The following is a 24,991-nucleotide window of genomic DNA, read 5'->3' as shown; positions in this document are numbered from 1 at the left end:
CGCCTAGGATTCATCCCCTGATGACTGCCACCCTCGTCGCCAAGAACCTCGCCGCCGGCCACGGCGAACGCTCCCTCTTCTCCGGGCTCGACCTCGTCGTCGCCCCCGGGGACGTCATCGGCCTCGTCGGCGTCAACGGCGCCGGCAAGTCGACCCTGCTGCGGCTGCTCGCCGGGCTCGACACCCCCGAGGACGGCGAGCTGCGCCTCTCGCCGCCCACCGCCACCGTCGGGCACCTCCCGCAGGAGCCGGAGCGGCGCGAAGGGGAGACCGTCCGCGAGTTCCTGGCCCGCAGGACCGGCGTGGCCGCCGCGCAGGCCGCCATGGACGAGGCCACCCAGGGCCTGGTCGACGGCACGCCCGGCGCCGACGACGCGTACGCCGTCAGCCTGGAGCGCTGGCTCGACCTCGGCGGCGCCGACCTCGACGAGCGCGCCGAGGAGGTGGCCGGCTCGCTCGGCCTCACCGTCGGCCTCGACCAGCCGATGACCGGGCTCTCCGGCGGCCAGGCCGCCCGCGCCGGACTCGCCTCGCTGCTCCTCTCCCGCTACGACGTCTTCCTGCTCGACGAGCCCACCAACGACCTGGACCTCGACGGCCTCGAACGCCTGGAGGCCTTCGTCCAGGGGCTGCGCGCCGGCACCGTCGTGATCAGCCACGACCGCGAGTTCCTCACCCGCACCGTCACCAAGGTCCTGGAGCTCGACCTCGCCCAGCAGCAGATCACCCTCTACGGCGGCGGCTACGAGGCCTATCTGGAGGAGCGGGCCACCGCCCGGCGGCACGCCCGCGAGGAGTACGAGGAGTACGCCGACAAGAAGGCGGGCCTCGAATCGCGCGCCCTCATGCAGCGCAACTGGATGGACAAGGGCGTCCGCAACGCCCGCCGCAAGGCCACCGACAACGACAAGATCGGGCGCAAGCTGCGCGGCGAGGCCAGCGAGAAGCAGGCCGCGAAGGCCCGCCAGACCCAGCGCATGATCGAGCGCCTCGACGTCGTCGACGAGCCCCGCAAGGAGTGGGAGCTGCGCATGGAGATCGCCGCCGCGCCCCGCTCCGGCGCGGTCGTCGCGACCCTCCGCGAGGCCGCGGTGAAGCGCGGCGACTTCTCCTTCGGGCCGGTCGGCATGCAGATCGACTGGGCCGACCGGGTCGCCATCACCGGCGCCAACGGCGCCGGCAAGTCCACCCTGCTCGCCGCCCTCCTCGGCCGGCTGCCGCTGGACTCCGGCGACGCGGCCCTCGGCCCTGGTGTCGTCGTCGGCGAGGTCGACCAGGCCCGCAAGCTGTTCCATGGCACCGAGACCCTGCTCGAAGCCTTCTGCGCGGCCGTCCCCGACACCGAGTCGGCGGACGTCCGGACCCTGCTCGCCAAGTTCGGCCTCAAGGCCGACCACGTGCTGCGGCCCGCCACCACCCTGTCGCCCGGCGAACGCACCCGCGCCGCGCTCGCCCTGCTCCAGGGCCGCGGCGTGAACCTGCTCGTCCTCGACGAGCCGACCAACCACCTCGACCTGCCCGCGATCGAGCAGCTGGAGTCGGCCCTCGACTCGTACGACGGCACGCTGCTGCTCGTCACCCACGACCGGCGCATGCTGGACGCGGTCCGCACCACCCGCCGCATCGAGGTCGCGGACGGCAAGGTGACCGAGCTCTGATGACGGTCTCGTTCGGGTGGGGGCCGGTCGAGGCACGGGCCCTCGCCTCCTCCGCCGCGTACGTGGTCGTGGTCGACGTGCTGTCCTTCACGACCGCAGTCGGCGTCGCCGTGGAGCGCGGCGCCGTCGTCCACCCGTACCGCTGGCGGGACGAGACGGCCGTCGCGTACGCCCGCGAGCAGGACGCCGTCCTCGCCGTCGGGCGCCGCGCGGCCACCCCCGAGCACCCGTGGTCGCTCTCCCCGGCCGCGCTGTGCGCCGCGCCGGTCCCGGACCGGCTGGTGCTGCCGTCCCCGAACGGCTCCACCATCGCCGCCGAGGCCGCGGGCTCCGGCGCGACCGTCGTCGCCGCCTCGCTGCGCAATGCCGGCGCCGTCGCCCGGTGGCTCGGGGCCCGATCCGGATCCGGCGCCGGTGTCGCCGTCATCGCCTCCGGCGAGCGGTGGCCCGACGGCTCGCTGCGCCCCGCCCTGGAGGACCTCCTCGGCGCCGGCGCGGTCCTGGCCGCCCTCCAGGAGAAGGCCGCCGGGCCCGCCCTGACCCCCGAGGCGACCGCGGCGGCCACGCTGTGGACCGCCACCAAGGACCCGGTCGCCGCCTTGCACGGCTGCGCGTCGGGCCGTGAACTGTACGAGTACGGCTATCCGCAGGACGTGGAGGTGGCCGCCGAGATCGACGCGTCGACCGCCGTCCCCGTCCTGGTGGACGGCGCTTTCCAGGAGGCAGCACGATGACCACCGACGACTCCCGCGTGACGCGCCTCGTCGCGATGCTCGACGATCTGGAGGCCGATGTCGACGAGACGATCGACCTCGCCGACGAGATCGCGGCGACCGGCGACCGGGAGCTGCTCCCGCGCCTGGAGTCCGAGCTCGACCGGACGGTCGCCGACCGCAACTCCTACGGCCGGGAGCTCCTCGGCGGTCTCATCGCCGCCCTCGGCGGCCCCGACCGCCTCCCGGTCCTGGTCCGCGCCTCGGCCGTCGACCTCGGTGACGACCAGGACGGCCTGGCCGCGGAGATCGTCGACCTGGTGCAGGCCGACCCGAAGGGAGCGGAGCGCCTGCTGCGCCCGCTGACGGAGGACGCCGACCTGACGGTGGCGAACCGGGCGGAGTGGGCGCTGCGCTTCGTCCCGTAACCCGTAAGCCGGGCAGTCCGAGCAGCTGGGGTGAAGGCCCGGTCCACCGCCGTGGACCGGGCCTTCACGCATGCGTGCACCGCGTCAGGGAACTCAGCCCACGGTCCACTTCTGGGCGGCGGTGCCGTTGCAGGTCCAGATCTGCAGCCGGGTGCCGTTCGCCGAGTTGCTGTTCGGGACGTCGAGGCACTTGTTCGCGGCGACGTTCACGATGTCCTTGGCCGCCTCGACCCGCCATTTCTGGGCGCCGGTGCCGTTGCAGTCGTAGAGCTGGAGCTTGGCGCCGTCCGCCGTCGACCCGGCGGTGACGTCCAGGCACTTGCCGAGCGCGCGGATCGAGCCGTCGGCGTTCACGGTCCACTGCTGGGCCGCGGTGCCGTTGCAGTCGTAGAGCTGGACCGGGGTGCCGTTGGCGGTGTTGGCCCCGGCCACGTCGACGCACTTGCCGGCGAGGCCGGTGATCGGGCCGCCGCTGCCGGTCGGCGGGGCCGACTGGTCGTTGGTGACCCGTACGTAGTCGACGGTCAGGGTGTTCGGCATCGGGGTGCTGCCGTCCGGGTCGCCCGGCCAGTAGCCGCCGACGGCCAGGTTGAGGATGAGGAAGAACGGGTGGTCGTAGACCCACTGGCGGCCGCCGAGGTCGGCCGGCGTCCGGGTCTGGTAGGTGACGCCGTCGACCTTCCAGACCAGCTTGTTCGGCGACCACTCGACGCGGAAGGTGTGGAACGCGTCGGCGAACGGCGAGCCGATCGAGTAGGGGGCGCCGATGCCGCCGGAGCCCGAGTAGCCGGGGCCGTGGATGGTGCCGTGCACGGTGTTCGGCTCGAAGCCGACGTTCTCCATGACGTCGATCTCGCCGCTCTGCGGCCAGCCGACGCTGCCGATGTCGTTGCCGAGCATCCAGAACGCGGGCCACATGCCCTGGCCGCGCGACATCTTCATCCGGGCCTCGAAGGTGCCGTACGTCTGGGTGAACTTGCCGGAGGTGTTGAGCCGGGCCGAGGTGTACTCGCAACGGCCGTACCAGCAGTTGTAGTTGCCCGGGTTCTCGCGCCGGGCGGTGATGACCAGGTTGCCCTGGCCGTCGTGCACGGCGTTGCCGGTGGAGTTCGTGTAGTACTGCCGCTCGTGGTTGTTGACGTTGTCGCCGGTCTCCAGATTCCACTTGGAGCCGTCGACCGGCGTGCCGGCCGGGGCGTTGAACTCGTCGCTGAACGTGGTGGCCTGGACGCCGACTTCGGCCGCGGCCGACGAGGCCGCCGTCGTCGCCGAGGTCGCCGCGATCGCGGACGGCTGTGCCGTGGGGCTGACCAGGGCTGCCACGGTGGCGCAGCCGAGGCCGAGGGCGAGCAGAAGCCGTGATCGTCGAGAGGGGGGTGCGGACATCGTTGTCACCGCCGACGTGGGGGAGGGTCGTGGACGGCAACGAAGAGTGCCATGGTCCGGACCAAGCCGACAAGACCTTGGGCCGAATCCGCTCCCAACCGGTGTTGTGTGTTCGGGAGTTGTACGCGGGAGGGGTTGACGCGCACGAGGAGCCTCCATAGCTTCACACCTTAAAGAAAGCCCGAAGGCCTGGGCCCCCATCGAAAGGTCTGTCAGGTGCACTACAGAAGCAGGTCCTGGTTCGGCGCCCGCGCCGCCCGCGCCGCCCGCACCGCCCCCGTCGGCCGCCGGCACCGCCGCCTCGCCGCCCTCCTGAGCGGCGCCCTCCTCGCGAGCGGCCTGGTCATGACCGGTCCCGGCGTCGCCGAGGCCGCCGGCGAGCGGGTCGACGTCTGGCTGACCACCACCTCCGACGCCGGCGGCCGTACGGTCACCCGGGGACTCGCCCCGCAGCCGCCGATCGCCTTCGGCCCCGCCGGCGGCAGCGCGAACCGCACCATCACCGTCGACGAGAAGACCACCTACCAGCAGTTCGAGGGCGGCGGCGCGTCGATCACCGACACCACCGCCCACCTCCTGCGCGGCGGCGCGATCAGCGCCGCCACCCGCGACGAGGTGATGCGCAAGCTGTTCTCGCCGACCGACGGCATCGGCCTCTCCTTCGTCCGCAACCCGATCGGCGCCTCCGACCTCTCCCGGCCCGGCAACGTCTCGCTCGACGACACCTGCTGCGACCTCGCCGACTTCGGCACCAACGGCTACGACACGAACGTGCGGCTGCTGACCGTCCAGGCCAAGCAGCTCAACCCGGCGCTCCGGCTCAAGGCCGTGCCGTGGAGTGCACCCGGCTGGATGAAGGACAACGGCCGGATGGACCAGATGGGCTGGCTGAAGTGGGAGTACTACCCGCTCTACGCCCAGTATCTGGTGAAGTACGTCCAGAGCTACCAGGCGGCCGGCGTCAAGGTCGACTACCTCTCCGTCCAGAACGAGCCGAACTGCTGCCAGGCGAGCAACCCCACCGCCATGAACTACCCGGGCATGAGCTGGAACCCCTCCGGTCTGGTCGAGTTCACCAAGAACCACGTCTACCCGGCCTTCCGGGCCGCCGGGATCACCACCAAGGTCCTCGTGCACGACTGGAACTACGGCGACTACGCCAATTTCGGCTCCGGCGTCCTGAACGACGCGGGCGTCCGCAACGACCCGCTGTTCGGCGGCATCGCCTGGCACGGCTACTTCGGCGACCCGGCCGTCGGCACCCAGGTCCACGACCAGTACCCGACCGTGAAGCAGTTCAGCACCGAGCACTCCGGCGGCACCTGGATCGGCAACCAGCACAACGAGGACCTGAAGGACATCGTCGACTACGCCCGCAACTGGAGCAGCAGCCTGACCAAGTGGAGCCTGGCGCTCAACCAGGACATGGGCCCGCACAACGGCGGCTGCGGCACCTGTACGGGGCTGATCACGGTCCAGGAGGGCGGCCCGCGGGCCGGCCAGGTCGACTACACGATCGAGTACTACACGACCGGCCACCTCACGAAGTTCGTGCGTCCCGGCGCGTACCGCATCGCCTCCACCGCCGACTCCACCGTGCAGAACGTGGCCTGGCGCAACCCCGACGGCTCCAAGGCCCTCATCGCCCACAACGGCGGCGCCTCCGCCCAGTCCGTCCGCGTCGACTGGGGCGGCCAGTCCTTCACGTACACCCTGCCCGCCCGCACCACCGCCACCTTCACCTGGTCCGGCACGACGGCGAGCGCACCGGCCGGGCCGCTGACGGGCCTCGCAGGGAAGTGCCTGGACGTGGCCGGCGCGGCCACCGCCGACGGCACCCCGGTGCAGCTCTACACCTGCAACGGCACCGACGCCCAGCGGTGGACCCTCGCCGCCGACGGCAGCATCCGGGCCCTCGGCAAGTGCCTCGACGTCACCGCCGCCGGCACCGCCGACGGGACCAAGGTCCAGCTCTACACCTGCAACGGCACGGGCGCACAACGCTGGTCGTACAACGCCACGACGCACGACGTCGTCAACACGGCGGCGAACAAGTGCCTCGACGTCACCGGCAACAGCTCGGCGGACGGGACCCGCACCCAGATCTGGTCCTGCACCGGCGCCGCCAACCAGAAGTGGACCCACCAGCCGTCCTGACCCACCAGCCGTCCTGACGCACCAGCAGCCACCCGCCCCCGTACCCCTCTTCACAGGAGCCCGCATGCCGCACCCGCGCCACCGAAGAAGGGCGAGCGCCGCCGCGCTCGCCACCACCGTCCTCGCCGGACTGCTCGCCGGAGCCGTCCCGAGCGCCGCCGCGTCGGCCGAGTCGGCCGCGTCCGCCGCCGAGGCCGACCCGGCGCCCCGGCCCGTCGACCGCTTCGAGGGCGAGGTCCCCTTCGCCGGGCCGCCCGCCGAGGGCCTGTTCACCTGGGGCAGCGACGCCGACGACCACCCGGCGCTCGGCCTCGCCGAGCGCGCCGACGCCCCCGAGGGCGCCAAGGTGCTCGAAGGCCGCTACGACATCAGCGGCTGGGGCGGCTTCACCCACGACTTCGCCTTCGACCGGCCGGCGCAGGACTGGACCGCGTACAAGGGCATCCGCTTCTGGTGGTACGGGCAGAACACCGCCCCGCTGCCGCCCGGCTCCGGCAAGCGGATCAACTTCGAGATCAAGGACGGCGGCGCCAACGGCGAGGCCTCCGAGCTCTGGACCACCTCCTTCACCGACGACTGGGAGGGCTGGCACCTCGTCGAGATCCCCTTCTCCGAGTTCCACTACCGCGCCGACTACCAGCCGGTCGGCGGCATCGACCAGGTCCTCGGCCTCGACAAGATGTGGGGCTACGCGGTCACCCTGCCCACCGGTGCGCCCGGCGGGCGCTTCGCCCTCGACGGCGTCGAGCTGTACGGCAAGGCCGACCCGGCCCTCAACACCCGGGTCGTGACGGGCGCCGTGGTGCACCCGGTCGACGAGGGCGGCACCGCCCGGATCGACGTCTCGGTCGCCACCACCGGCTCCCAGCCGACCGGCGAGCCGGTCACCGTCGCGTACACCACGGACGACGGCGGGCCGGCGCAGCCCGGCACCGACTACACACCGGTCAGCGGCACCCTCGTCTTCCCCGCCGGGACGCCCTCCGGGACGACCCGCTCGATCACCGTGACCACCCTGAAGGACGGGTCCGCCGAAGAGGCCGAGACGATCCCGGTGAAGCTCACGGTCGACGGCGCGAAGGCGCCCGCGGAGACCCCGGTCGTCGCGGTGAACGCGCACGGACTGCCCTACCTGGACGCGCGGCTCCCGGTGCGGAAGCGGGTCGCGGACCTGCTCTCCCGGATGACGCTCCAGGAGAAGGCCGGCCAGATGACCCAGGCCGAGCGCAACGCCCTGCGCTCGCCAGGCGACATCGCCGGCTACGACCTCGGCTCGCTGCTCTCCGGCGGCGGCTCCGTGCCCACGCCGAACACGGCCGAGGCCTGGGCCCGGATGGTCGACGCGTACCAGCTGCGCACCCGGGCCACCCGGTTGCAGATCCCGCTGATCTACGGCGTGGACGCGGTGCACGGGCACAACAACGTCATCGGCTCGACGATCATGCCGCACAACATCGGCATCGGCGCCGGCCGCGACCCCGGCCTCGCCGCCCGCACCGGTGCCGTCACGGCCAAGGAGGTCCGGGCCACCGGCGTGCCCTGGGACTTCGCACCCTGCCTGTGCGTGACCCGGGACGAACGCTGGGGCCGCTCCTACGAGTCCTTCGGCGAGGACCCGGCGCTCGTCAACGCCATGGAGACCGTCATCGACGGGATGCAGGGCGCGCGGGACGGCCGCGACCTGGACCGCAACGACAAGGTGCTGACCACCGCCAAGCACTTCGTCGGCGACGGCGGTACGGAGTTCGGGTCGTCGACGACGGGCTCGTACACGATCGACCAGGGTGTCACCCGGGTCACCCGCCAGGAGCTGGAGGCCGTGCACCTCGCGCCCTTCGCCGAGGCCGTCAAGCACGGCGTGGGCACCGTCATGCCCTCGTACTCCTCGCTCGACATCCTCGGCGACGACCAAGGTCCCGTGAAGATGCACGCCAACGCCGAGATGATCAACGGCGTCCTCAAGGACCGGATGGGCTTCCAGGGCTTCGTCATCAGCGACTGGCAGGCCATCGACCAGATCCCCGGCGACTACCCGAGCGACGTCCGGACCTCGGTCAACGCCGGCCTCGACATGATCATGGTGCCGACGAACTACCAGGAGTTCACCCGGACCCTGGTCGCCGAGGTGCAGGCGGGCCGCGTCCCGACCGCCCGGATCGACGACGCCGTCGCCCGGATCCTCACCCAGAAGTTCCGCCTCGGCCTCTTCGAGAAGCCGTACGCGGACACCGCCGACCTGGCTGGCGTCGGCTCGGCCGAGCACCGCGCGGTGGCGCGCGAGGCGGCCGCCGCCTCGCAGGTGCTCCTGAAGAACGCGGGCGGTGTCCTGCCGCTGAAGCCGACCCAGAACGTGTACGTGGCCGGCTCCAACGCGGACGACCTCGGCAACCAGGCCGGCGGCTGGACCGTCACCTGGCAGGGCGCCTCCGGCCGGACCACCACCGGCACCACCATCCTGGAGGCCATGAAGAAGTCCGCCGACCCCGGCGCCACGCTCACCTGGTCCAAGGACGCCTCCGCGCCCACCGCGGGCCATGACGTGGGTGTCGTGGTGGTCGGCGAGACGCCGTACGCCGAGGGCATGGGCGACGTCGGCAACGGCCACGACCTGGAGCTCAGCGCCGCCGACCAGGCCGCCGTCGACCGGGTCTGCGCCGCCATGCCCTGCGCGGTCCTCGTCGTCTCCGGCCGCCCCCAGCTCATCGGCGACCGGCTGCCCGCCATCGACGCCCTGGTCGCGTCCTGGCTGCCCGGCACGGAGGGCGACGGCGTCGCCGACGTCCTCTACGGCCGCAAGCCCTTCACCGGCCAACTCCCGGTCAGCTGGCCGAAGTCCGAGACCCAGCTCCCGCTGAACGTCGGCGACGCGTCGTACGACCCGCAGTTCCCGTACGGCTGGGGCCTCACCACCCTCCGCGCCACCCCGCAGGGCGGCGAACCGGCCCTCCGTGCGATCGCCCTCGCCGCCCGCGCCCTCCAGAAGACCGGCCAGGCCAAGTCCCCCGCGGCCCGCCAACTCGCGGCCCGCGCCCGCCTGATCGTCCAGGACCGCATCGGCGGCGACCTCACCGAGCGCTCGGCGAAGCCCTTCGCCGACGCGGACCACCTGCTGCTGAGCGGCGACGTGGTGGGCGCGGTCACGAAGCTGACGGAGGCGTACCGCGCGGCGGGCTGACCGACAGAGCGCCCGCGGTGAACGACCGGGGCCGGCCCGCTTCCCTTCGGAAGCGTGCCGGCCCCTCGCCGTTCCCCGGGCGCGTCAGCGCTTGCCGCGGCCCCGCCGGTCGCCCGAGCCGCCCTCGTTCAGCAGGCCCGCCTTGCGCAGCGCGTCCGCCATCGCGCTGTTCGCGGGGGCCGGGGCGCCGCCCTGGGAGCGGTCGCGGTCACGACCGCCACCGCCACCGCCACCGCCGCCGCGGCGCTGCTGCGGCGGGCGCCCGCCACGGTCGCCGCGCTCGCGCCTCGGCGCACCCGGCTCCGCGCCGGAGGTGGACGCCGCGGCCTCGTCCTCGAGCCGCAGCGTCAGCGAGATCCGCTTGCGCGGGATGTCGACGTCCAGGACCTTGACCTTGACCACGTCGCCCGGCTTGACGACGTCCCGCGGGTCCTTGACGAAGGTCTTGGACATGGCGGAGACGTGCACCAGGCCGTCCTGGTGGACGCCGATGTCGACGAAGGCACCGAAGGCGGCGACATTGGTGACGACGCCCTCCAGGACCATGCCCGCCACCAGGTCGCCGATCTTCTCGACGCCCTCCTTGAAGGTGGCCGTCTTGAAGGCGGGGCGCGGGTCGCGGCCCGGCTTCTCCAGCTCCTTCAGGATGTCGGTGACCGTCGGCAGACCGAAGGTCTCGTCGACGAACTCGTCGGCCCGCAGCGAGCGCAGCACACCCGTGTTGCCGATGAGCGCGGCGACCTCGCCGCCCGCCGTCTTCACCATCCGCCGCACCACCGGGTACGCCTCCGGGTGCACCGCCGACGCGTCCAGCGGGTCGTCGCCGCCGCGGATGCGCAGGAAGCCCGCGCACTGCTCGTACGCCTTGGGGCCGAGCCGCGCCACGTCCTTGAGCGCCTTGCGGGAGCGGAAGGGGCCGTTGGCGTCGCGGTGGGCGACGATGTTCTCGGCGAGCCCGGCGCCGATGCCGGAGACCCGCGAAAGCAGCGGCGCGGAGGCGGTGTTGACGTCGACGCCGACACCGTTCACACAGTCCTCGACCACCGCGTCGAGCGAACGCGACAGCTTCACCTCGGACAGGTCGTGCTGGTACTGGCCGACGCCGATCGACTTCGGGTCGATCTTCACCAGCTCGGCCAGCGGGTCCTGCAGCCGCCGCGCGATGGAGACCGCGCCGCGCAACGACACGTCCAGGCCCGGGAGTTCCTGCGAGGCGAAGGCGGAGGCGGAGTAGACCGAGGCGCCGGCCTCCGACACCATCACCTTCGTCAGCGTCAACTCGGGGTGCTTGGCGATGAGTTCCGCGGCGAGCTTGTCGGTCTCGCGGGACGCGGTGCCGTTGCCGATGGCGACCAGCTCGACCGCGTGCTCCTTCGCGAGCCGGGCCAGCTTCGCCAGCGACTCGTCCCACTTGTTGGCCGGCACGTGCGGGTAGATGGTGTCGGTGGCCACGACCTTGCCGGTCGCGTCGACCACGGCCACCTTCACACCCGTACGGAAACCGGGGTCGAGGCCCAGCGTCGCCCGCGTGCCCGCCGGAGCGGCGAGCAGCAGATCGCGCAGGTTCGCCGCGAAGACCCGCACCGCCTCGTCCTCGGCGGCCGTGCGGAGCCGCAGCCGCAGGTCGATGCCGAGGTGCACCAGGATCCGGGTGCGCCAGGCCCAGCGGACGGTGTGCAGGAGCCACTTGTCGCCCGGCCGGCCCCGGTCGGCCACGCCGAAGCGGTGGGCGACGATCGGCTCGTACGAGGAGGTGGGGGCGTCGGAGGGCTCCTCCGGCTCCAGATCCAGGGTGAGCACGTCCTCCTTCTCGCCGCGCAGCATCGCGAGGATGCGGTGCGAGGGCAGCGCCGTGAACGGCTCGGCGAAGTCGAAGTAGTCGGCGAACTTCGCGCCCGCCTCCTCCTTGCCCTCCCGCACCTTCGCGGCCAGCCGGCCCCGGCCCCACATGCGCTCGCGCAGCTCGCCGATGAGGTCGGCGTCCTCCGAGAAGCGCTCGGCGAGGATGGCCCGCGCGCCCTCCAGGGCGGCCGCCGGGTCGGCGACGCCCTTGTCGGCGTCGACGAACGCGGCCGCGGCGGCCAGCGGTTCCACCGTCGGATCGCCGAGCAGGCCCTCCGCCAGCGGCTCCAGACCGGCCTCGCGGGCGATCTGCGCCTTGGTGCGCCGCTTGGGCTTGAAGGGCAGATAGATGTCCTCCAGGCGCGCCTTGGTGTCGGCGGCCCGGATCTGCGCCTCGAGCTCGGGCGTCAGCTTGCCCTGTTCCCGTACGGAGTCGAGGACGGCGGAGCGCCGGTCCTCCAGCTCGCGCAGATACCGCAGCCGCTCCTCCAGGGTGCGCAGCTGCGCGTCGTCGAGCATCTCGGTCGCTTCCTTGCGGTAGCGCGCGATGAACGGCACGGTCGAACCGCCGTCGAGCAGTTCGACGGCCGCCTTCACCTGTCGCTCGCGTACGCCGAGCTCCTCGGCGATCCTTGCCTCGATGGACGTCGTCACGATGTCCGACCCGCCTTCTCGTGCCTCAAAGCTTGCGGATGCATTCTGCCGGGTCGGTCACCCGTACGCGGCAACCGACCCGCCCTGCCCTGTCTCCGGGGTCTCCGGGGTGCCTCAGCCCTTGCCGGTGAGGCCCGCCGGGAACGCGCCCGCGCCGGCCGCCGTCACCAGGAAGCCCTTGGCGAGCTCGGTGAGCCGGGCCGTGCCCTCGGCGCCCAGGTGCGCGTACGGCGCGGCGTCCAGACGGTCGGTCTCGACCTCCAGGCTCTCCCGGAGGGCCGCGCCGGCCTCGGTGAGCTCGCCCTCGGCGTCGAGCAGCCCGCGCTCGGTCAGCCGCGCGAGGGCCGCGTCCCAGTCCGCGCGCCCCCAGCCCCGGGTGCCGAGGACCCAGCGCGGCGCCATGCCCTTGCCGGTGGCGGTGTGGCTGGCGAGCGCCTCCACCGGGTCGAGCCCGGCGCTCAGCAGGGCCGCCACGTGCCCGTCGCCGCGGTGCTCGCGCAGCAGCGTGGCGGCGTGCCAGAGCCGCAGGTGCGGCGCGTCCGGCACCGGCAGGTCGGCGTTGCCCGAGTACAGCGGACGGGCGTGCCGGGTGCACGCCTCGGCGGCGCGCAGCGCGAGCTCGGCGGCCTCGGCCATCTCGGCGGAGGCCACGGCCGCGTCGCCGAGCAGCCGCCGGTAGGTGGCGTCCACGGCCCGCAGCCGCGCGTCGAGGACGGCGGCGGGGGAGGCGGTCTCCCAGACGGCGGGCAGATGCCGGGCGAGGAACGCGTGCTCGTAGTTGTAGAAGGCCGCGGCCACGGTTCCGGCCCCGACGGCGCCGAGCGGCGCGCTGCGCGTGGCCAGCCGTATCGCGCTCGTGTCCTCGATGCCCAGGTCCTTGAACTCGGTGTCCAGGTCGGGCGAGAAGAACAGGGTCGCGTGCAGCAGGTTGACGGGGTGGGCGCAGCGGCGGCCGGCGAGCGGCGGCAGAGTCGTCATGATCCGCACCCTACCTACCGGTCGGTACGCCGGGAATCCCCGGCCCCGGCCACCCTCGGCCACGTCCGGCCACCTCCGGCCTTGGTGAAGGACGCATGGCAGGAAAGGTGGGGTCGGCGTCATTGCGGCCATCTCCGGCGCGGCGAAGGATGGAGCCATGAGCCAGCCCCGACCCGTGCTCGTCGTCCTCTTCGACGGCGTCCAGAGCATCGACGTCACCGGACCCGTCGAGGTGTTCACCGGTGCCGCCCGGGCCGTCGGGCGGCCCGACGTCTGTCCCGTACGCACCGCCTCGCTGGACGGCGGCCCGGTGCGCACCGACAGCGGGCTGACCCTGCTGCCCGACGGCTCCCTCGACGAGGCCGTCGCCGGAGGGCCGCCGCACACCCTGCTGGTCCCCGGCGGTGGCGGTACCCGCCGCCCCGACCCGGCGCTGATCGCCTGGCTGCGCGCGCACGCCCCGGACGCCGAACGCCTGGTCTCCGTCTGCACCGGGGCACTGCTCCTCGCCGCGGCGGGACAGCTCGACGGGCACCGGGTGACCACCCACTGGTCGGCCTGCGAGCTGCTTGCCCGCCGCCACCCGGCGGTCACGGTCGAGCCCGAGCCGATCTTCGTACGGGACGGGCGGGTCGCCACCTCCGCGGGCGTCACCGCGGGCATCGACCTCGCGCTCGCCCTGGTCGAGGAGGACCTCGGCCGCGAGGCCGCGCTCACCGTGGCCCGCCATCTGGTGGTGTTCCTGCGCAGACCCGGCCACCAGGCCCAGTTCAGCGCCCAGCTCGCCGCCCAGACCGCGCGCCGCGAACCGCTCAGGGACCTCCAGGCCTGGATCGCCGAGCACCCGGACGGCGACCTGTCCGTCGAGTCCCTCGCCGCCCGGGCCCGGCTCTCGCCCCGGCACTTCGCCCGCGCCTTCCGGGCCGAGACCGGCGTCACGCCCGGCCGTTACGTCGACCGGGTCCGCCTCGAACACGCCCGCCGGCTCCTGGAGGAGACCGCGCACGGCGTCGAGGAGGTCGCCCGCGCCGCCGGCTACGGCACCCCGGAGGCGATGCGCCGCGCCTTCGTCAAGGCGCTCGGCACCGCGCCCGCCGACTACCGCCGCCGTTTCCACGCACCCGTACGAGACCACGCACCCGTCAGCTGAAAGGAAGCGCACAGCATGCAGATCGCCGTCCTGCTCTACCCGGGGTTCACCACGCTCGACGCCGTCGGCGCGTACGAGCTCCTCGCCCGCCTCCCCGGCGCCGAGACCGTCTTCGTGGCCAAGGAGGCCGGACCGGTCCGCAACGACCAGGGCAGCCTCGCCCTGGTCGCCGACAAGACCCTCGCCGAGGTCCCGCGCCCGGACATCGTGCTCGTCCCCGGCGGCCCGGACGCCCGCACCGCCAAGGACGACCCGGAGATACGGGCCTGGCTGCGCGCCGCCGACGAGACCAGCACCTGGACCACCTCCGTGTGCACCGGCTCGCTGCTGCTCGGCGCGGCCGGACTGCTCACCGGCCGGCGCGCCACCACCCACTGGCTCGCGTACGAGGAGCTGAGCGCGCTCGGCGCCGAACCCACCGGCGAGCGCGTCGTCTTCGACGGCAAGTACGTGACGGCCGCCGGCGTCTCGTCCGGCATCGACATGGCGCTCCACCTCCTCGGCCGGATCGGCGGCGACGCGACCGCGCAGACGATCCAGCTGCTCACCGAGTACGACCCGCAGCCGCCGTACGACGCGGGCTCGCCCGAGAAGGCCCCGGCCGAGATCGTCGCCCAGTGGCGCGGCCGTTCCACGGACGAACTCGGCTAGCGGCCGGCTCAGCGCCCGTACGTGAACCGGGGCGCGCGCCGCTCCAGGAAGGCGGCGACCCCCTCCGCGGTGTCGCCGCTGCCGCGCGCCTGGTCCGCCCAGTGCTCGTCGCGGCCGGTCCGGCCGTCGGCGAACTCCTTGGCGGCGGACTGGGTGAGCAGCGAGCGGGAGACGAGGGTACGGGTGAACTCGGCGACCCGCTTGTCGAGTTCGCCCACCGGGTGGACCTCGTCCACCAGGCCGGTGCGCAGCGCCCGCTCGGTGTCGATCAACTCGCCGGAGAACAGCAGGTACTTGGCGGCCGCGGGCCCGACCAGGGCGGCCAGCCGCCGGGTGGAGGAGGCGGGGTAGACGATGCCGAGCTTCGCCGGGGTGACCCCGAAGCGCGCGCCCTCCTCGGCGAACCGCAGGTCGCAGGCGGCGGCGAGCTGGCTGCCGCCGCCCACGCAGTAGCCGCGCACGGCGGCCAGGGTCGGCTTCGGGAAGGCGGCGAGCGCCGCCTCGGCGCGGACGGCGAGGGACTGCTGCTCGTCACCCGGTTCGCGCAGCGCCGAGATGTCGGCCCCGGCGCAGAAGGTGTCGCCCGCGCCGGTGAGCACGAGCGCGCGCACCGCCGGGTCGGCGGCGAGCGGGGCGAGCAGCCCGGGCAGGGACCGCCACATGTCCGCCGTCATCGCGTTGCGCTTGGCGGGGTTGGCGATGACGAGGGTGGCGACCTCGTCCACGACGTTCACGGTCAGCTGCGGCTCCATGCGCCGGATGCTATCCGGGGACCCGCTACGTACGATCAAGAAGGGGGTGCGAGGAGGAGACGCCCATGGCCCGCGAGGACACCCCCGACCCGCAGCCCGCGGAGGACCGGCCCACGGACGACCGGCCCACCGAGGGCCACCTCACGGGGGACCGGCCCATGGAGGACCTGGCCCGTGAGGGGAAGCGGCTCCGCCGCAGCTTCGGGTGGCTCGCCGCGCTCGGGGTGCTGCTCGTCATCGGCGGGATCGTCGGTCTGATCTACACCTGGGCGGCCACCCTCACCTCGATGCTGCTGTTCGGCTGGCTGCTGCTCATCGGCGGCGTGGTCGGTCTGCTGCACGCGATCGCGTCGCGCGGGACCGGCTCCTTCTGGCTCGCGGCGGTGGTCGCGGCGCTGAACATCGCCGCCGGCGTGGTGGTGATCCGGCATCCGGAGGGCTCGGCCGAGGCGCTGACCATGTTCGCCGCCCTGCTCTTCCTGACCGGCGGTCTGTTCCGGCTCGTGGGCAGCGTGGTGGTGCGCGGGCCGCAGTTCGGCTGGACCCTGCTGCAGGGCGCCTTCGGGCTGCTGCTCGGCCTCCTGGTGCTCTTCGACTGGCCCGACAGCAGCCGTTACGTGCTCGGGGTGTTCTTCTCGCTCGCGCTGCTCTTCGACGGCCTCGGCCTGATCGCGATGGGTGTCGGGGGACGCCGTATCGTCAGTATGGTCACACCAACGGCGCCGACGACGAAGGCGTCAGCAGGGGATCAGGAATAGTCGAACAACTGACGTTGGCATACTCACCCGATCAGGAACCGGTCGATATCTGTCGACTTCTGGTCAGTATCCCGAGGTGCGGTGCCGGATTCCCAAGACTCGACCCGTGGCGACAATCGAGCACGAGGGCGGGAGCCGGACTATGGAGAGCCGCGGGAGCGTCCCCGCCCGGCCACCGTCCTACGAAGGGGTCTGGCGCTTCACCGCTCCCGCGGTCGACGTGTCCGTGCCGCAGGCCCGGCACGCCGTCCGCGACCTGTTGGTCCGGCAGAGCGTCCCGGTGCACGACGACACCGTGCAGGGACTGCTCCTCATCGTCTCCGAACTGGTCACCAACGCGGTGAAGCACGCCGCGCTGCTCTCCCCGGAGATAGCGGTCGAGGTGGCCATCGGGGCGGAGTGGGTCCGGGTGTCCGTCGAGGACAACCACCCCTACCGCCCCAAGGCCCTGGAGGCCGACTGGGGCCAGACCGGCGGCCGCGGGCTGCTCCTCGTCCGGGAGATCGCCCGCGAGGCCGGCGGCGCCTGCGACGTCGAGCACACCGCGAGCGGCGGCAAGATCATCTGGGCGGCGCTGCCGCTCAACCCGTTCGTGCCGGGTCAGGCCCCGGTCGGCCCCCTGGCCCAGGCCGCCCAGGTCCAGGTTCAGGGCCAGGTCCAGACCCCGGTTCCGACGGTCCAGACCCAGCCCCAGCCTCAGACCCAGGCCGTGGTCACCAGCCCCCGGCCTGACCCGTCAGCTCCCTGATCGCCGGCCGCGCCGCGTCGAGCACCGTCATGAACCAGGCGGAGAACGGCGCGGCCTTGTGCCGCTCGGCCAGCTCGGCGGCGGTCACGAAGGCGGTCTCCTCGACCTCCTCCGGGTCCGGCCGCGGCCCCGACTGCACCAGGCCGACGAAGAGGTGGTTGAACTCCTGCTCCACCAGGCCCGAGGCCGGGTCCGGGTGGTTGTAGCGGACCGTGCCGGCCGCCGCGAGCAGCGAGGGCGAGACGCCCAGCTCCTCGAAGGTGCGCCGGGCGGCCGCCGCGAACGGGGCCTCGCCCGGGTAGGGGTGGCCGCAGCAGGTGTTGGACCACACGCCGGGGGAGTGGTACTTGCCGAGCGCGCGCCGCTGCAGCAGCAGCCGGCCCTCCTCGTCGAAGAGGAAGACCGAGAACGCGCGGTGCAGCTGCCCCGGCGCCTGGTGCGCGGAGTGCTTCTCCGCCGTGCCGATCGTGACGCCGTTCTCGTCGACCAGTTCGAGCATGATCGGCGCCTCGGCCTCGGTCGGCCGTACGCCGTTCGACGAGTTGTGAGCCACGGTGGCTGATGTGGTCGGCATACCCATCCTTCGGTTTCGGTCCTGGCCCTCGCGGGCCACCTCAGTCTGCCGTACAAAACCGGCTTGTCCGTACTTCGGAGGCCGGACATGGCCGCTCCCACCGCACCGGAGTACACCCCGGTGCGGCGGGAGCGGCGACCTCGTCAGACTCCGAAAGCCGCGGGATACGTGATCGTGCCCCTGGCCACGGCGCCGGAACCCTCCACATCGAGCGCCATCATGGCCTCGTCCGGGACCTCGAAGGGTGGCCGGATTCCATACGCGGACGCGCGTGCGAACCCGAACCGCGGGTAGTACCCCGGATGGCCGAGGACCAGAATCAGCCGCTCTCCGCGCAGCCGCGCCGCGTCGAGCACGGCCCGTACGACGGCCTGTCCGGCCCCGGTCCGCTGGTGCTCCGGAGCCACCGCGACCGGCGCGAGCGCCGCCGCCGGGACCCCGTCGACCTGGCACCGGGTGATCAGCGCGTACGCGGCGACCGTGCCGTCCGCTGCCTCCGCCACGTACGAGAGGCCGGGCAGCCAGGCGTCCCCGTCGGTGCGCAGGGCGTCGACGAGTCCCGCCTCCTCCGGGGTGGGGAAGGCCGCCGCGTTGATCGCCCGTACGAGGGGGATGTCCGCCGCGGTCTCCTCGCGGGTCCGCCAGCGCGGGTCGGCGGGCCGGAGCACGAAGCCGGTGTACCCGTAGTCGCCGCCGTGCGCGCGGCGCATCGCGATCTCGGCCCGCGCCGCGGCGACGGCCTCGGCCATGCCCGGCACGGAGGTGTCCGCCGTGTCGGCGTGATGCGCGAGCGGACCGTAGTACTCGTCCCAGTCGCTCTCGGGCTGCGGGACGGTGCCGAGGACGTGGTAGCCGGCCGCGACGGCCGCCGCCGCGTTCGCCGTGACGCTGCGGAGCGGGTAGTGCTCCTCCCAGAAGGCCCGGGCCTCGGGCGCCGGCTCCGAGCTCGTCCACACGCACTCGGTGAGCACGAGCGTGCCGCCGGGCGCGAGCAGCCGGCGCCACTCGGCGAGCGCCCGGTCGAAGCCGAGCGCGAAGACCGAGCTCTCGGCCCAGACCAGGTCGAAGGACCCGTCGGGCAGCTCGGCCGACGCGCCCATGTCGGCGCGGAGGGTACGGACGCGGTCGTCGAGCCCGCGGGCGGCGGCCGCCGCCCGCAGTTCGGCCAGGAACGGCTCGTGCAGATCGACCGCGGTCACCTCGGCGCCCGCCTCGGCGGCGAGCAGCAGGGCGGAGCGGCCGGGGCCGCAGCCCAGGTCGAGCACGCGCGGGCGCTCGGGCAGCGGGCCCGCGAGCGCGAGCAGTCGGCGGGTGGTGGCGTCGGAGCCGGGGCCCTGCCGCGGCAGACCGTGGTGCAGGGCGAAGAAGGCGTCGTGCAGCGCCTCGGTGGAGACGGTGTTGTCGTTGATGTCGTTGAAGTCGTTGTCGGACAACGTGGGAAACCCTTGGTGAGAGGGCCCCGGCCGACGACAGGACGAGGTGAGGCGTCAGGTCAGCCGGAGACCCGGAGGCTGAGGGACGACCGGGCGCTGCCGCTGCGGGCAGCCTTCATCGCGACGGTCATCAACCTCAGCTCCTCTCACCGCACACGTACGACGTACGGCATGAGCCTAGCAACAACTCACAGGCAGAGCCTGGCCTCGTGCTCGGCATGACCGGCCGGCTCCAGCTGGAAGGTGCAGTGCTCGACGTCGAAGTGCGAGCCCAGGCAGCCCTGCAGATCGTGCAGCAGCTTCTCGTGCCCGATCGCGTCCAGGGTGTCCTGGCTGACGACCACGTGCGCCGAGAGCACCGGCATCCCCGAGGTGATCGTCCAGGCGTGCAGGTCGTGCACGTCCTCGACGCCCGGCAGCGCCAGGATGTGCGCCCGTACCTCCGCCATGTCGACGCCCTTGGGGGCGGACTCCAGGAGCACGTCCAGGGTCTCCCGCAGCAGCTTGACCGTGCGGGGCACGATCATCAGGCCGATCACGATCGAGGCGATCGGGTCCGCGTACTGCCAGCCGGTGAGCAGGATGATGCCAGCGGCCACGATCACCGTCACCGAGCCGAGCGCGTCCGCGAGCACCTCCAGATAGGCGCCGCGCACGTTCAGGCTGTCCTGCTGGCCGCGCATCAGCAGCGACAGGGAGACGATGTTGGCCACCAGGCCGACCACGGCGAAGGCGATGGCCAGTCCGCCGCGGGTGTCGGCCGGCTCGATGAACCGCTGGATCGCCTCGTAGAGGACGTATCCGCCGACGCCGAGCAGGAGCAGACAGTTGGCGAGCGCGGCGAGGATCTCGGCCCGCGCGAAGCCGAAGGTGCGGTTTCCGGTGGGCGGCCGGTTGGCGAAGTGGATGGCGAGCAGCGCCATCCCGAGGCCGAGGGCGTCGGTCGCCATGTGCGCCGCATCCGCGATCAGCGCGAGCGAGTCGGCGACCATGCCGCCGACGATCTCCACCACCATCACGGAGAGCGTGATGCCGAGTGCGATCCGCAGTCGGTTCCTGTAGGCCAGGGCCGCGGTGCCGGTCGGCGGCGGTCCGCCGTGGCTGTGTCCGTGGTCGTGTCCAGCCCCCATGACAAGGCCTCCCGGGTCGTGTCGGCTACGTGCTCGGTGGTGTCTTCGATTCGCCAGTGAACTACGGGAGGGGGGTATCTGCAACACGGTACTGAACACCGTTGTCATATGCTCTGACCTGCGGTTATGCGAACCGGACAGGGAGTGGCCGAAACCACCCCCAGGAGGGAGCGCGATCGCGGTTTGTCGCCCGGACGGGGGATCGCCCATGATGATCTCTCCGGCACCTGGCGTACCCGCGCGGACACGGGGCGGCACGGGGGAGACCGTCCCGCGAAACCTCGGTGAACTCGTGCTTCCGTCATCCGATAGCCTCAGCCGACGTGCCGCCGCCGGTGCCGGGCCGCCTCGCCGCGTCCGCAGCCGTGCCGGGGCCCCGCCGGCCCGTCCGCCAGCTCCAAGGAGTGAGTTCGCCCTGTCGACCGCCATCCTCACCGGTCCGCCGGTACCCGGATCGTCGCTCGACGCCGATCTGCGGTCCCTCGGCTTCACCGTCGAGACCGCGTCCGGCCCCCACGAGACCGGCGCCCTGCTGGCCCGTGTCCCCGCCGGACAGCGCGTCGCCCTCGTGGACCCCCGCTTCGTCGGGCACCTCCACGCGCTGCGGCTCGCGCTGACCGACCCCCGCTTCCCGGCCGCCGCCGCGCCCGGCGCGCTCACCGCGCAGCCCGAGGCCCGCCAGGCCCTGGCCCGCGCCCTCGACCGGGAGACGGGCCCCGGTGCCGCGCCCGCCGGGCCCGCCGCCGGCGGCGACCAGGCGCTCGCCGTCAGCCTGCCCGACACCCTCGCCGACGCGCTCGACGCCGACGGCGTGGCCGTGCACCGGCCGGCGTTCGGCACCCTCGTCGCCACCGTGCCCGACGGACCGGAGGCCCGCCACGAGGCGCGGGCCGCCGTCGAGGCCGTCGACGACGAAGCCGTACGCCTGAAGTCGGCCGTCAAGGCCCACGACGGCTTCTTCACCACCTTCTTCATCAGCCCGTACTCGCGCTACATCGCCCGCTGGTGCGCGCGCCGCGGTCTGACCCCCAACCAGGTCACCACCGCCTCCCTGCTCACCGCGCTGCTCGCGGCCGGCTGCGCCGCCACCGGCGACCGCGCCGGATACGTCGCGGCCGGCGTGCTGCTCCTGGTCTCCTTCGTCCTCGACTGCACCGACGGGCAGCTCGCCCGCTACTCCCTGCAGTACTCGACGATGGGCGCCTGGCTCGACGCCACCTTCGACCGCGCCAAGGAGTACGCCTTCTACGCCGGCCTCGCGCTCGGCGCGGCCCGCAACGGCGACGACGTCTGGGCGCTCGCGCTCGGCGCCATGGTCCTCATGACCTGCCGGCACGTCGTGGACTTCTCCTTCAACGAGGCCAACCACGACGCCACCGCCAACACCAGCCCCACCGCCGCCCTCTCCACCCGGCTCGACAGCGCCGGCTGGACGGTCTGGGCCCGGCGCATGATCATCCTGCCGATCGGCGAGCGCTGGGCGATGATCGCCGTCCTCACCGCCGTCACCAGCCCCCGGATCGTCTTCTGGGCGCTGATCATCGGCTGCGCCTTCGGCGCCTGCTACACCACGGCCGGCCGGGTGCTGCGTTCCGTGACCCGCAAGGCCACGCGCACCGACCGGGCCGCCCAGGCCCTCGCCGACCTCGCCGACTCCGGGCCGCTCGCCTCGGGCGTCGCCCGGATGTTCCGCCGCGGCCGGGCCCGGGGCCTCGTCGCTCCGCTGTTCGCGCTGCTCGGCGCGGCCTGCGTCCTGGTCTGCGCCGCCGTGACCGGCCCCGGCTGGGCCACGGTGGGCGCCGCCGTCGCGTACGCCTTCTGGGCCGGGCAGGCCGTCGCCGCCCCCCTCAAGGGCGCGCTCGACTGGCTCGTCCCCCCGGTCTTCCGCGCCGCCGAGTACGGCACCGTGCTCGGCCTCGCCGCCCAGGCGGACGCCGCTCAGGCCCTTCCCGCGGCGTTCGGGCTGGTCGCGGCGGTCGCCTACCATCACTACGACACGGTGTACCGCATTCGCGGCGGCACCGGCGCGCCGCCCGCCTGGCTGGTGCGCACCGTCGGCGGCCACGAGGGACGCACGCTCGTGGTGGCCGCGCTCGCCGCACTCCTCGCGGACCGCGGCGACGACTTCACCCGGGCCCTCACCGCACTCGCGGTCGCCGTGGGTCTCGTGGTGCTCGCGGAGTCCATCCGCTTCTGGGTCTCCTCCGGAGCACCCGCCGTACATGACGAAGGAGAGACAGCATGATTGGCCTCGTACTGGCAGCCGGTGCCGGACGGCGTCTGCGCCCCTACACCGACACGCTTCCGAAGGCCCTCGTGCCCGTGGACCCCGCCGGTGACGGTTCTCTCACCGTGCTCGACCTCACGCTGAAGAACTTCGCCGAGGTCGGCCTCACCGAGGCGGCCATCGTCGTCGGCTACCGCAAGGAGGCCGTGTACGCGCGCAAGGAGCAGCTGGAGGCGACGTACGGCCTGAAGCTGACCCTCATCGACAACGACAAGGCCGAGGAGTGGAACAACGCCTACTCCCTGTGGTGCGCGCGTGAGGTCCTCAAGCGCGGTGTGATCCTCGCCAACGGCGACACCGTCCACCCGGTCTCCGTCGAGCAGACCCTGCTCGCCGCCCGCGGGAACGGCCAGAAGATCATCCTCGCCCTCGACACGGTGAAGAACCTCGCCGACGAGGAGATGAAGGTCGTCACCGCCGACGGCAAGGGCGTCCAGAAGATCACCAAGCTGATGGACCCGGCCGACGCCACCGGCGAGTACATCGGCGTCACCCTCATCGAGGCCGAGGCCGCCGAGGAGCTCGCCGACGCGCTGAAGGCCACCTTCGAGCGCGACCCCGACCTCTACTACGAGGACGGCTACCAGGAACTGGTCAACCGCGGCTTCACCGTCGACGTGGCCCCCATCGGCGACGTCAAGTGGGTCGAGATCGACAACCACGACGACCTCGCGAAGGGCCGTGAGATCGCGTGCCAGTACTGACCCGGCTCATCCCCTCGCCGGTCGTCGTCGACATCCGCGGCGGAGCGCTGGACGACCTGTCCGCGCTCCTCGCGGACCAGCGGATCTCCAGCAACGGCCGGATCGCCGTCGCCATCAGCGGCGGCTCCGGCCTGCGCCTGCGTGACCGCTTCGCCCCCGAGCTGCCGGACGCCGACTGGTACCCGGTGGCCGGCGGCACCATCGACGAGGCCGTCCGGCTCGCCGATGCCATGCGCGGCAAGCGCTACGACGCGGTCGTGGCGCTCGGCGGCGGCAAGATCATCGACGTGACCAAGTACGCGGCGGCCCGGGTCGGGCTGCCGTTGGTGGCCATCGCCACCAATCTGTCGCACGACGGCATCTGCTCGCCGATCTCCACCCTGGACAACGACAACGGGCGCGGCTCCTACGGCGTGCCCACCCCGATCGCGCTGGTCATCGACCTCGACGTCATCAGGGACGCGCCGGTCCGCTTCGTCCGCTCCGGCATCGGCGACGCCATCTCCAACCTCTCCGCCATCGCCGACTGGGAGCTGTCCCACCGCGAGACCGGCGAGAAGGTCGACGGCCTGGCCGCCGCCATGGCGCGCAGCGCCGGCGAGGCCGTGCTCCGCCACCCCGGCGGCGTCGGCGACGACGACTTCCTCGTCACCCTCTCCGAGGGCCTGGTGATGTCCGGCATCGCCATGTCGATCAGCGGCGACAGCCGCCCCTCCTCGGGCGCCTGCCACGAGATCAGCCACGCCTTCGACCTGCTCTTCCCCACCCGGGCGGCCAGCCACGGCGAGCAGTGCGGCCTCGGCGCGGCCTTCGCCATGCACCTGCGCGGGGCCCGCGAGGAGTCCGCGCAGATGGTCGACACCCTGCGCCGGCACGGCCTGCCGGTGCTGCCCGAGGAGATGGGCTTCACCGTCGACGAGTTCGTCCGGGCCGTCGAGTTCGCCCCGCAGACCCGGCCGGGCCGCTTCACCATCCTCGAGCACCTCGACCTGTCCACAGACCAGATCAGGGACGCGTACGCCGACTATGCAAAAACCATCGGTAGCTGAGCTCCGACCGGTCGTCCACCCGCCGGGTGTGAAGGACCGGCGGAGCGGCGAACACTGGGGCGGCCGCCTGTACATGCGGGAGATCTCGCTGCGGATCACCCGCCACCTGGCGAACACCCGGGTCACGCCCAACCAGCTGACCTATCTGATGACGCTGTCCGGCGTCCTCGCCGCGCCCGCGCTGCTCGTGCCCGGGATCTGGGGCGCCGTGCTCGGCGTCCTCGCCGTCCAGGGCTATCTGCTGCTCGACTGCGTCGACGGCGAGCTGGCCCGCTGGAAGAAGCAGTACTCGCTGGCCGGCGTCTACCTGGACCGGGTCGGCGCCTATCTGTGCGACGCGGCCGTGCTCGTCGGCTTCGGCCTGCGCGCCGCCGACCCGTGGGGGAGCGGCCGGATCGACTGGCTGTGGGCCTTCCTCGGCACCCTGGCCGCGCTCGGCGCCATCCTGATCAAGGCGGAGACCGACCTGGTCGGCGTCGCCCGCCATCAGAACGGGATGCCGCCGGTCAAGGAGGCGGCGTCCGAGCCGCGCTCCTCCGGCATGGCGCTGGCCCGCCGGGCCGCCGGCGCGCTCAAGTTCCACCGGCTGGTCCTGGGGATCGAGGCCTCCCTCCTCGTCCTGGTCCTCGCGATCGCGGACCAGGTCCGGGGCGACCTGTTCTTCTCCCGGCTCGGCGTCGCCGTGCTCGCCGGCATCGCGCTGCTGCAGACCGTGCTCCACCTGGTCTCGATCCTGGCCTCCAGCAGGCTCAAGTGAGGACGGC

At 72.9% G+C, this 24,991-nt stretch carries 19 protein-coding genes and 1 pseudogene; 13 read left to right on the top strand and 7 right to left on the bottom strand.

The window, feature by feature from the left end; all coding sequences use genetic code 11:
• Window positions 1-20 precede the first annotated feature (20 nt).
• From KV205_RS07360 to KV205_RS07350, 3 genes are read left to right on the top strand one after another with little or no spacing between them, the layout of a single operon-like run.
• Window positions 21-1,658 (top strand): ABC-F family ATP-binding cassette domain-containing protein, encoded by a 1,638-nt coding sequence (locus KV205_RS07360; RefSeq protein WP_265863153.1) that lies wholly within the window; start codon window positions 21-23, stop codon window positions 1,656-1,658.
• Window positions 1,658-2,392 (top strand): 2-phosphosulfolactate phosphatase, encoded by a 735-nt coding sequence (locus KV205_RS07355; protein WP_265863151.1) that lies wholly within the window; start codon window positions 1,658-1,660, stop codon window positions 2,390-2,392. Before KV205_RS07360 ends, KV205_RS07355 begins: the two co-directional genes overlap by 1 nt.
• Window positions 2,389-2,799, top strand: coding sequence for a hypothetical protein (locus KV205_RS07350; protein WP_265863148.1), 411 nt, complete (start codon window positions 2,389-2,391; stop codon window positions 2,797-2,799). The genes KV205_RS07355 and KV205_RS07350 overlap by 4 nt, the downstream gene beginning before the upstream one ends.
• 93 nt (window positions 2,800-2,892) lie before the next feature.
• On the opposite strand, the gene KV205_RS07345 is transcribed toward KV205_RS07350, so the two are convergent.
• Window positions 2,893-4,185 carry a glycoside hydrolase family 16 protein gene (locus KV205_RS07345; RefSeq protein WP_265863146.1) on the bottom strand — a complete coding sequence of 431 codons (1,293 nt, stop codon included), beginning with the start codon at window positions 4,183-4,185 and terminating at the stop codon, window positions 2,893-2,895.
• Between the two features lie 312 nt (window positions 4,186-4,497).
• Here KV205_RS07345 and KV205_RS07340 point away from each other — a divergent pair, with 312 nt between their 5' ends.
• Complete coding sequence (locus tag KV205_RS07340; RefSeq protein ID WP_265863304.1) at window positions 4,498-6,342, top strand: ricin-type beta-trefoil lectin domain protein; 1,845 nt, start codon at window positions 4,498-4,500, stop codon at window positions 6,340-6,342.
• Window positions 6,343-6,406: 64 nt separating this feature from the next.
• Window positions 6,407-9,517, top strand: coding sequence for a glycoside hydrolase family 3 N-terminal domain-containing protein (locus tag KV205_RS07335; RefSeq protein WP_265863144.1), 3,111 nt, complete (start codon window positions 6,407-6,409; stop codon window positions 9,515-9,517).
• A gap of 84 nt (window positions 9,518-9,601) precedes the next feature.
• Here the strand turns inward: KV205_RS07335 and KV205_RS07330 are convergent, their stop codons facing one another.
• A complete protein-coding gene (locus KV205_RS07330; RefSeq protein WP_265863142.1) occupies window positions 9,602-12,013 on the bottom strand; it encodes a Tex family protein in 2,412 nt (803 codons plus the stop codon).
• Window positions 12,014-12,127: 114 nt separating this feature from the next.
• A complete protein-coding gene (locus tag KV205_RS07325) occupies window positions 12,128-12,991 on the bottom strand; it encodes a hypothetical protein (protein WP_265863140.1) in 864 nt (287 codons plus the stop codon).
• Between the two features lie 157 nt (window positions 12,992-13,148).
• Between KV205_RS07325 and KV205_RS07320 the strand changes: the two genes are divergently transcribed.
• Entirely contained in the window at window positions 13,149-14,141 is a 993-nt protein-coding gene (locus tag KV205_RS07320; RefSeq protein ID WP_265863138.1) for a GlxA family transcriptional regulator, read from the top strand.
• 15 nt (window positions 14,142-14,156) lie between these two features.
• A complete protein-coding gene (locus tag KV205_RS07315; RefSeq protein WP_265863136.1) occupies window positions 14,157-14,792 on the top strand; it encodes a DJ-1/PfpI family protein in 636 nt (211 codons plus the stop codon).
• An 8-nt stretch (window positions 14,793-14,800) separates the two neighbouring features.
• Here the strand turns inward: KV205_RS07315 and KV205_RS07310 are convergent, their stop codons facing one another.
• A complete protein-coding gene (locus KV205_RS07310) occupies window positions 14,801-15,544 on the bottom strand; it encodes an enoyl-CoA hydratase/isomerase family protein (protein WP_265863134.1) in 744 nt (247 codons plus the stop codon).
• 158 nt (window positions 15,545-15,702) lie between these two features.
• Here KV205_RS07310 and KV205_RS07305 point away from each other — a divergent pair, with 158 nt between their 5' ends.
• Window positions 15,703-16,302, top strand: coding sequence for an HdeD family acid-resistance protein (locus tag KV205_RS07305; RefSeq protein WP_265863303.1), 600 nt, complete (start codon window positions 15,703-15,705; stop codon window positions 16,300-16,302).
• A 142-nt stretch (window positions 16,303-16,444) separates the two neighbouring features.
• Window positions 16,445-16,891 (top strand): annotated as a pseudogene (locus KV205_RS07300) (ATP-binding protein); the annotation flags it as partial.
• Window positions 16,892-17,015: 124 nt separating this feature from the next.
• Here the strand turns inward: KV205_RS07300 and idi are convergent.
• The 3 genes from idi to KV205_RS07285 form a co-directional block, all read right to left on the bottom strand.
• The gene (gene idi, locus KV205_RS07295; RefSeq protein ID WP_265863133.1) at window positions 17,016-17,624 is read right to left on the bottom strand and encodes an isopentenyl-diphosphate Delta-isomerase; all 609 of its coding nucleotides are present in this window, start codon (window positions 17,622-17,624) and stop codon (window positions 17,016-17,018) included.
• A 143-nt stretch (window positions 17,625-17,767) separates the two neighbouring features.
• Window positions 17,768-19,057 (bottom strand): bifunctional class I SAM-dependent methyltransferase/N-acetyltransferase, encoded by a 1,290-nt coding sequence (locus KV205_RS07290; RefSeq protein ID WP_274710174.1) that lies wholly within the window; start codon window positions 19,055-19,057, stop codon window positions 17,768-17,770.
• A gap of 188 nt (window positions 19,058-19,245) precedes the next feature.
• Complete coding sequence (locus KV205_RS07285; protein WP_265863131.1) at window positions 19,246-20,187, bottom strand: cation diffusion facilitator family transporter; 942 nt, start codon at window positions 20,185-20,187, stop codon at window positions 19,246-19,248.
• 415 nt (window positions 20,188-20,602) lie between these two features.
• On the opposite strand from KV205_RS07285, the gene KV205_RS07280 reads away from it, so the two are divergent.
• The 4 genes from KV205_RS07280 to KV205_RS07265 are packed head-to-tail and all read left to right on the top strand — an operon-like array spanning window position 20,603 to window position 24,984.
• Complete coding sequence (locus KV205_RS07280; protein WP_265863301.1) at window positions 20,603-22,432, top strand: DUF5941 domain-containing protein; 1,830 nt, start codon at window positions 20,603-20,605, stop codon at window positions 22,430-22,432.
• Window positions 22,429-23,178: a phosphocholine cytidylyltransferase family protein gene (locus KV205_RS07275; protein ID WP_265863130.1), complete on the top strand. Its 750-nt coding sequence runs from the start codon at window positions 22,429-22,431 to the stop codon at window positions 23,176-23,178. The genes KV205_RS07280 and KV205_RS07275 overlap by 4 nt, the downstream gene beginning before the upstream one ends.
• On the top strand, window positions 23,166-24,227 hold the full coding sequence (locus tag KV205_RS07270; protein WP_265863128.1) for an iron-containing alcohol dehydrogenase family protein: 1,062 nt from the start codon (window positions 23,166-23,168) through the stop codon (window positions 24,225-24,227). Before KV205_RS07275 ends, KV205_RS07270 begins: the two co-directional genes overlap by 13 nt.
• Window positions 24,205-24,984, top strand: a complete 780-nt coding sequence (locus tag KV205_RS07265) for a CDP-alcohol phosphatidyltransferase family protein (RefSeq protein ID WP_265863127.1) — start codon at window positions 24,205-24,207, stop codon at window positions 24,982-24,984. The genes KV205_RS07270 and KV205_RS07265 overlap by 23 nt, the downstream gene beginning before the upstream one ends.
• Window positions 24,985-24,991 lie beyond the last annotated feature (7 nt).

It is taken from the genome of Streptomyces sp. SKN60 (genome assembly GCF_026236535.1).
Taxonomy (GTDB): Bacteria; Actinomycetota; Actinomycetes; order Streptomycetales; family Streptomycetaceae; genus Streptomyces.
This window is presented reverse-complemented; position numbering and strand designations above follow the sequence as displayed.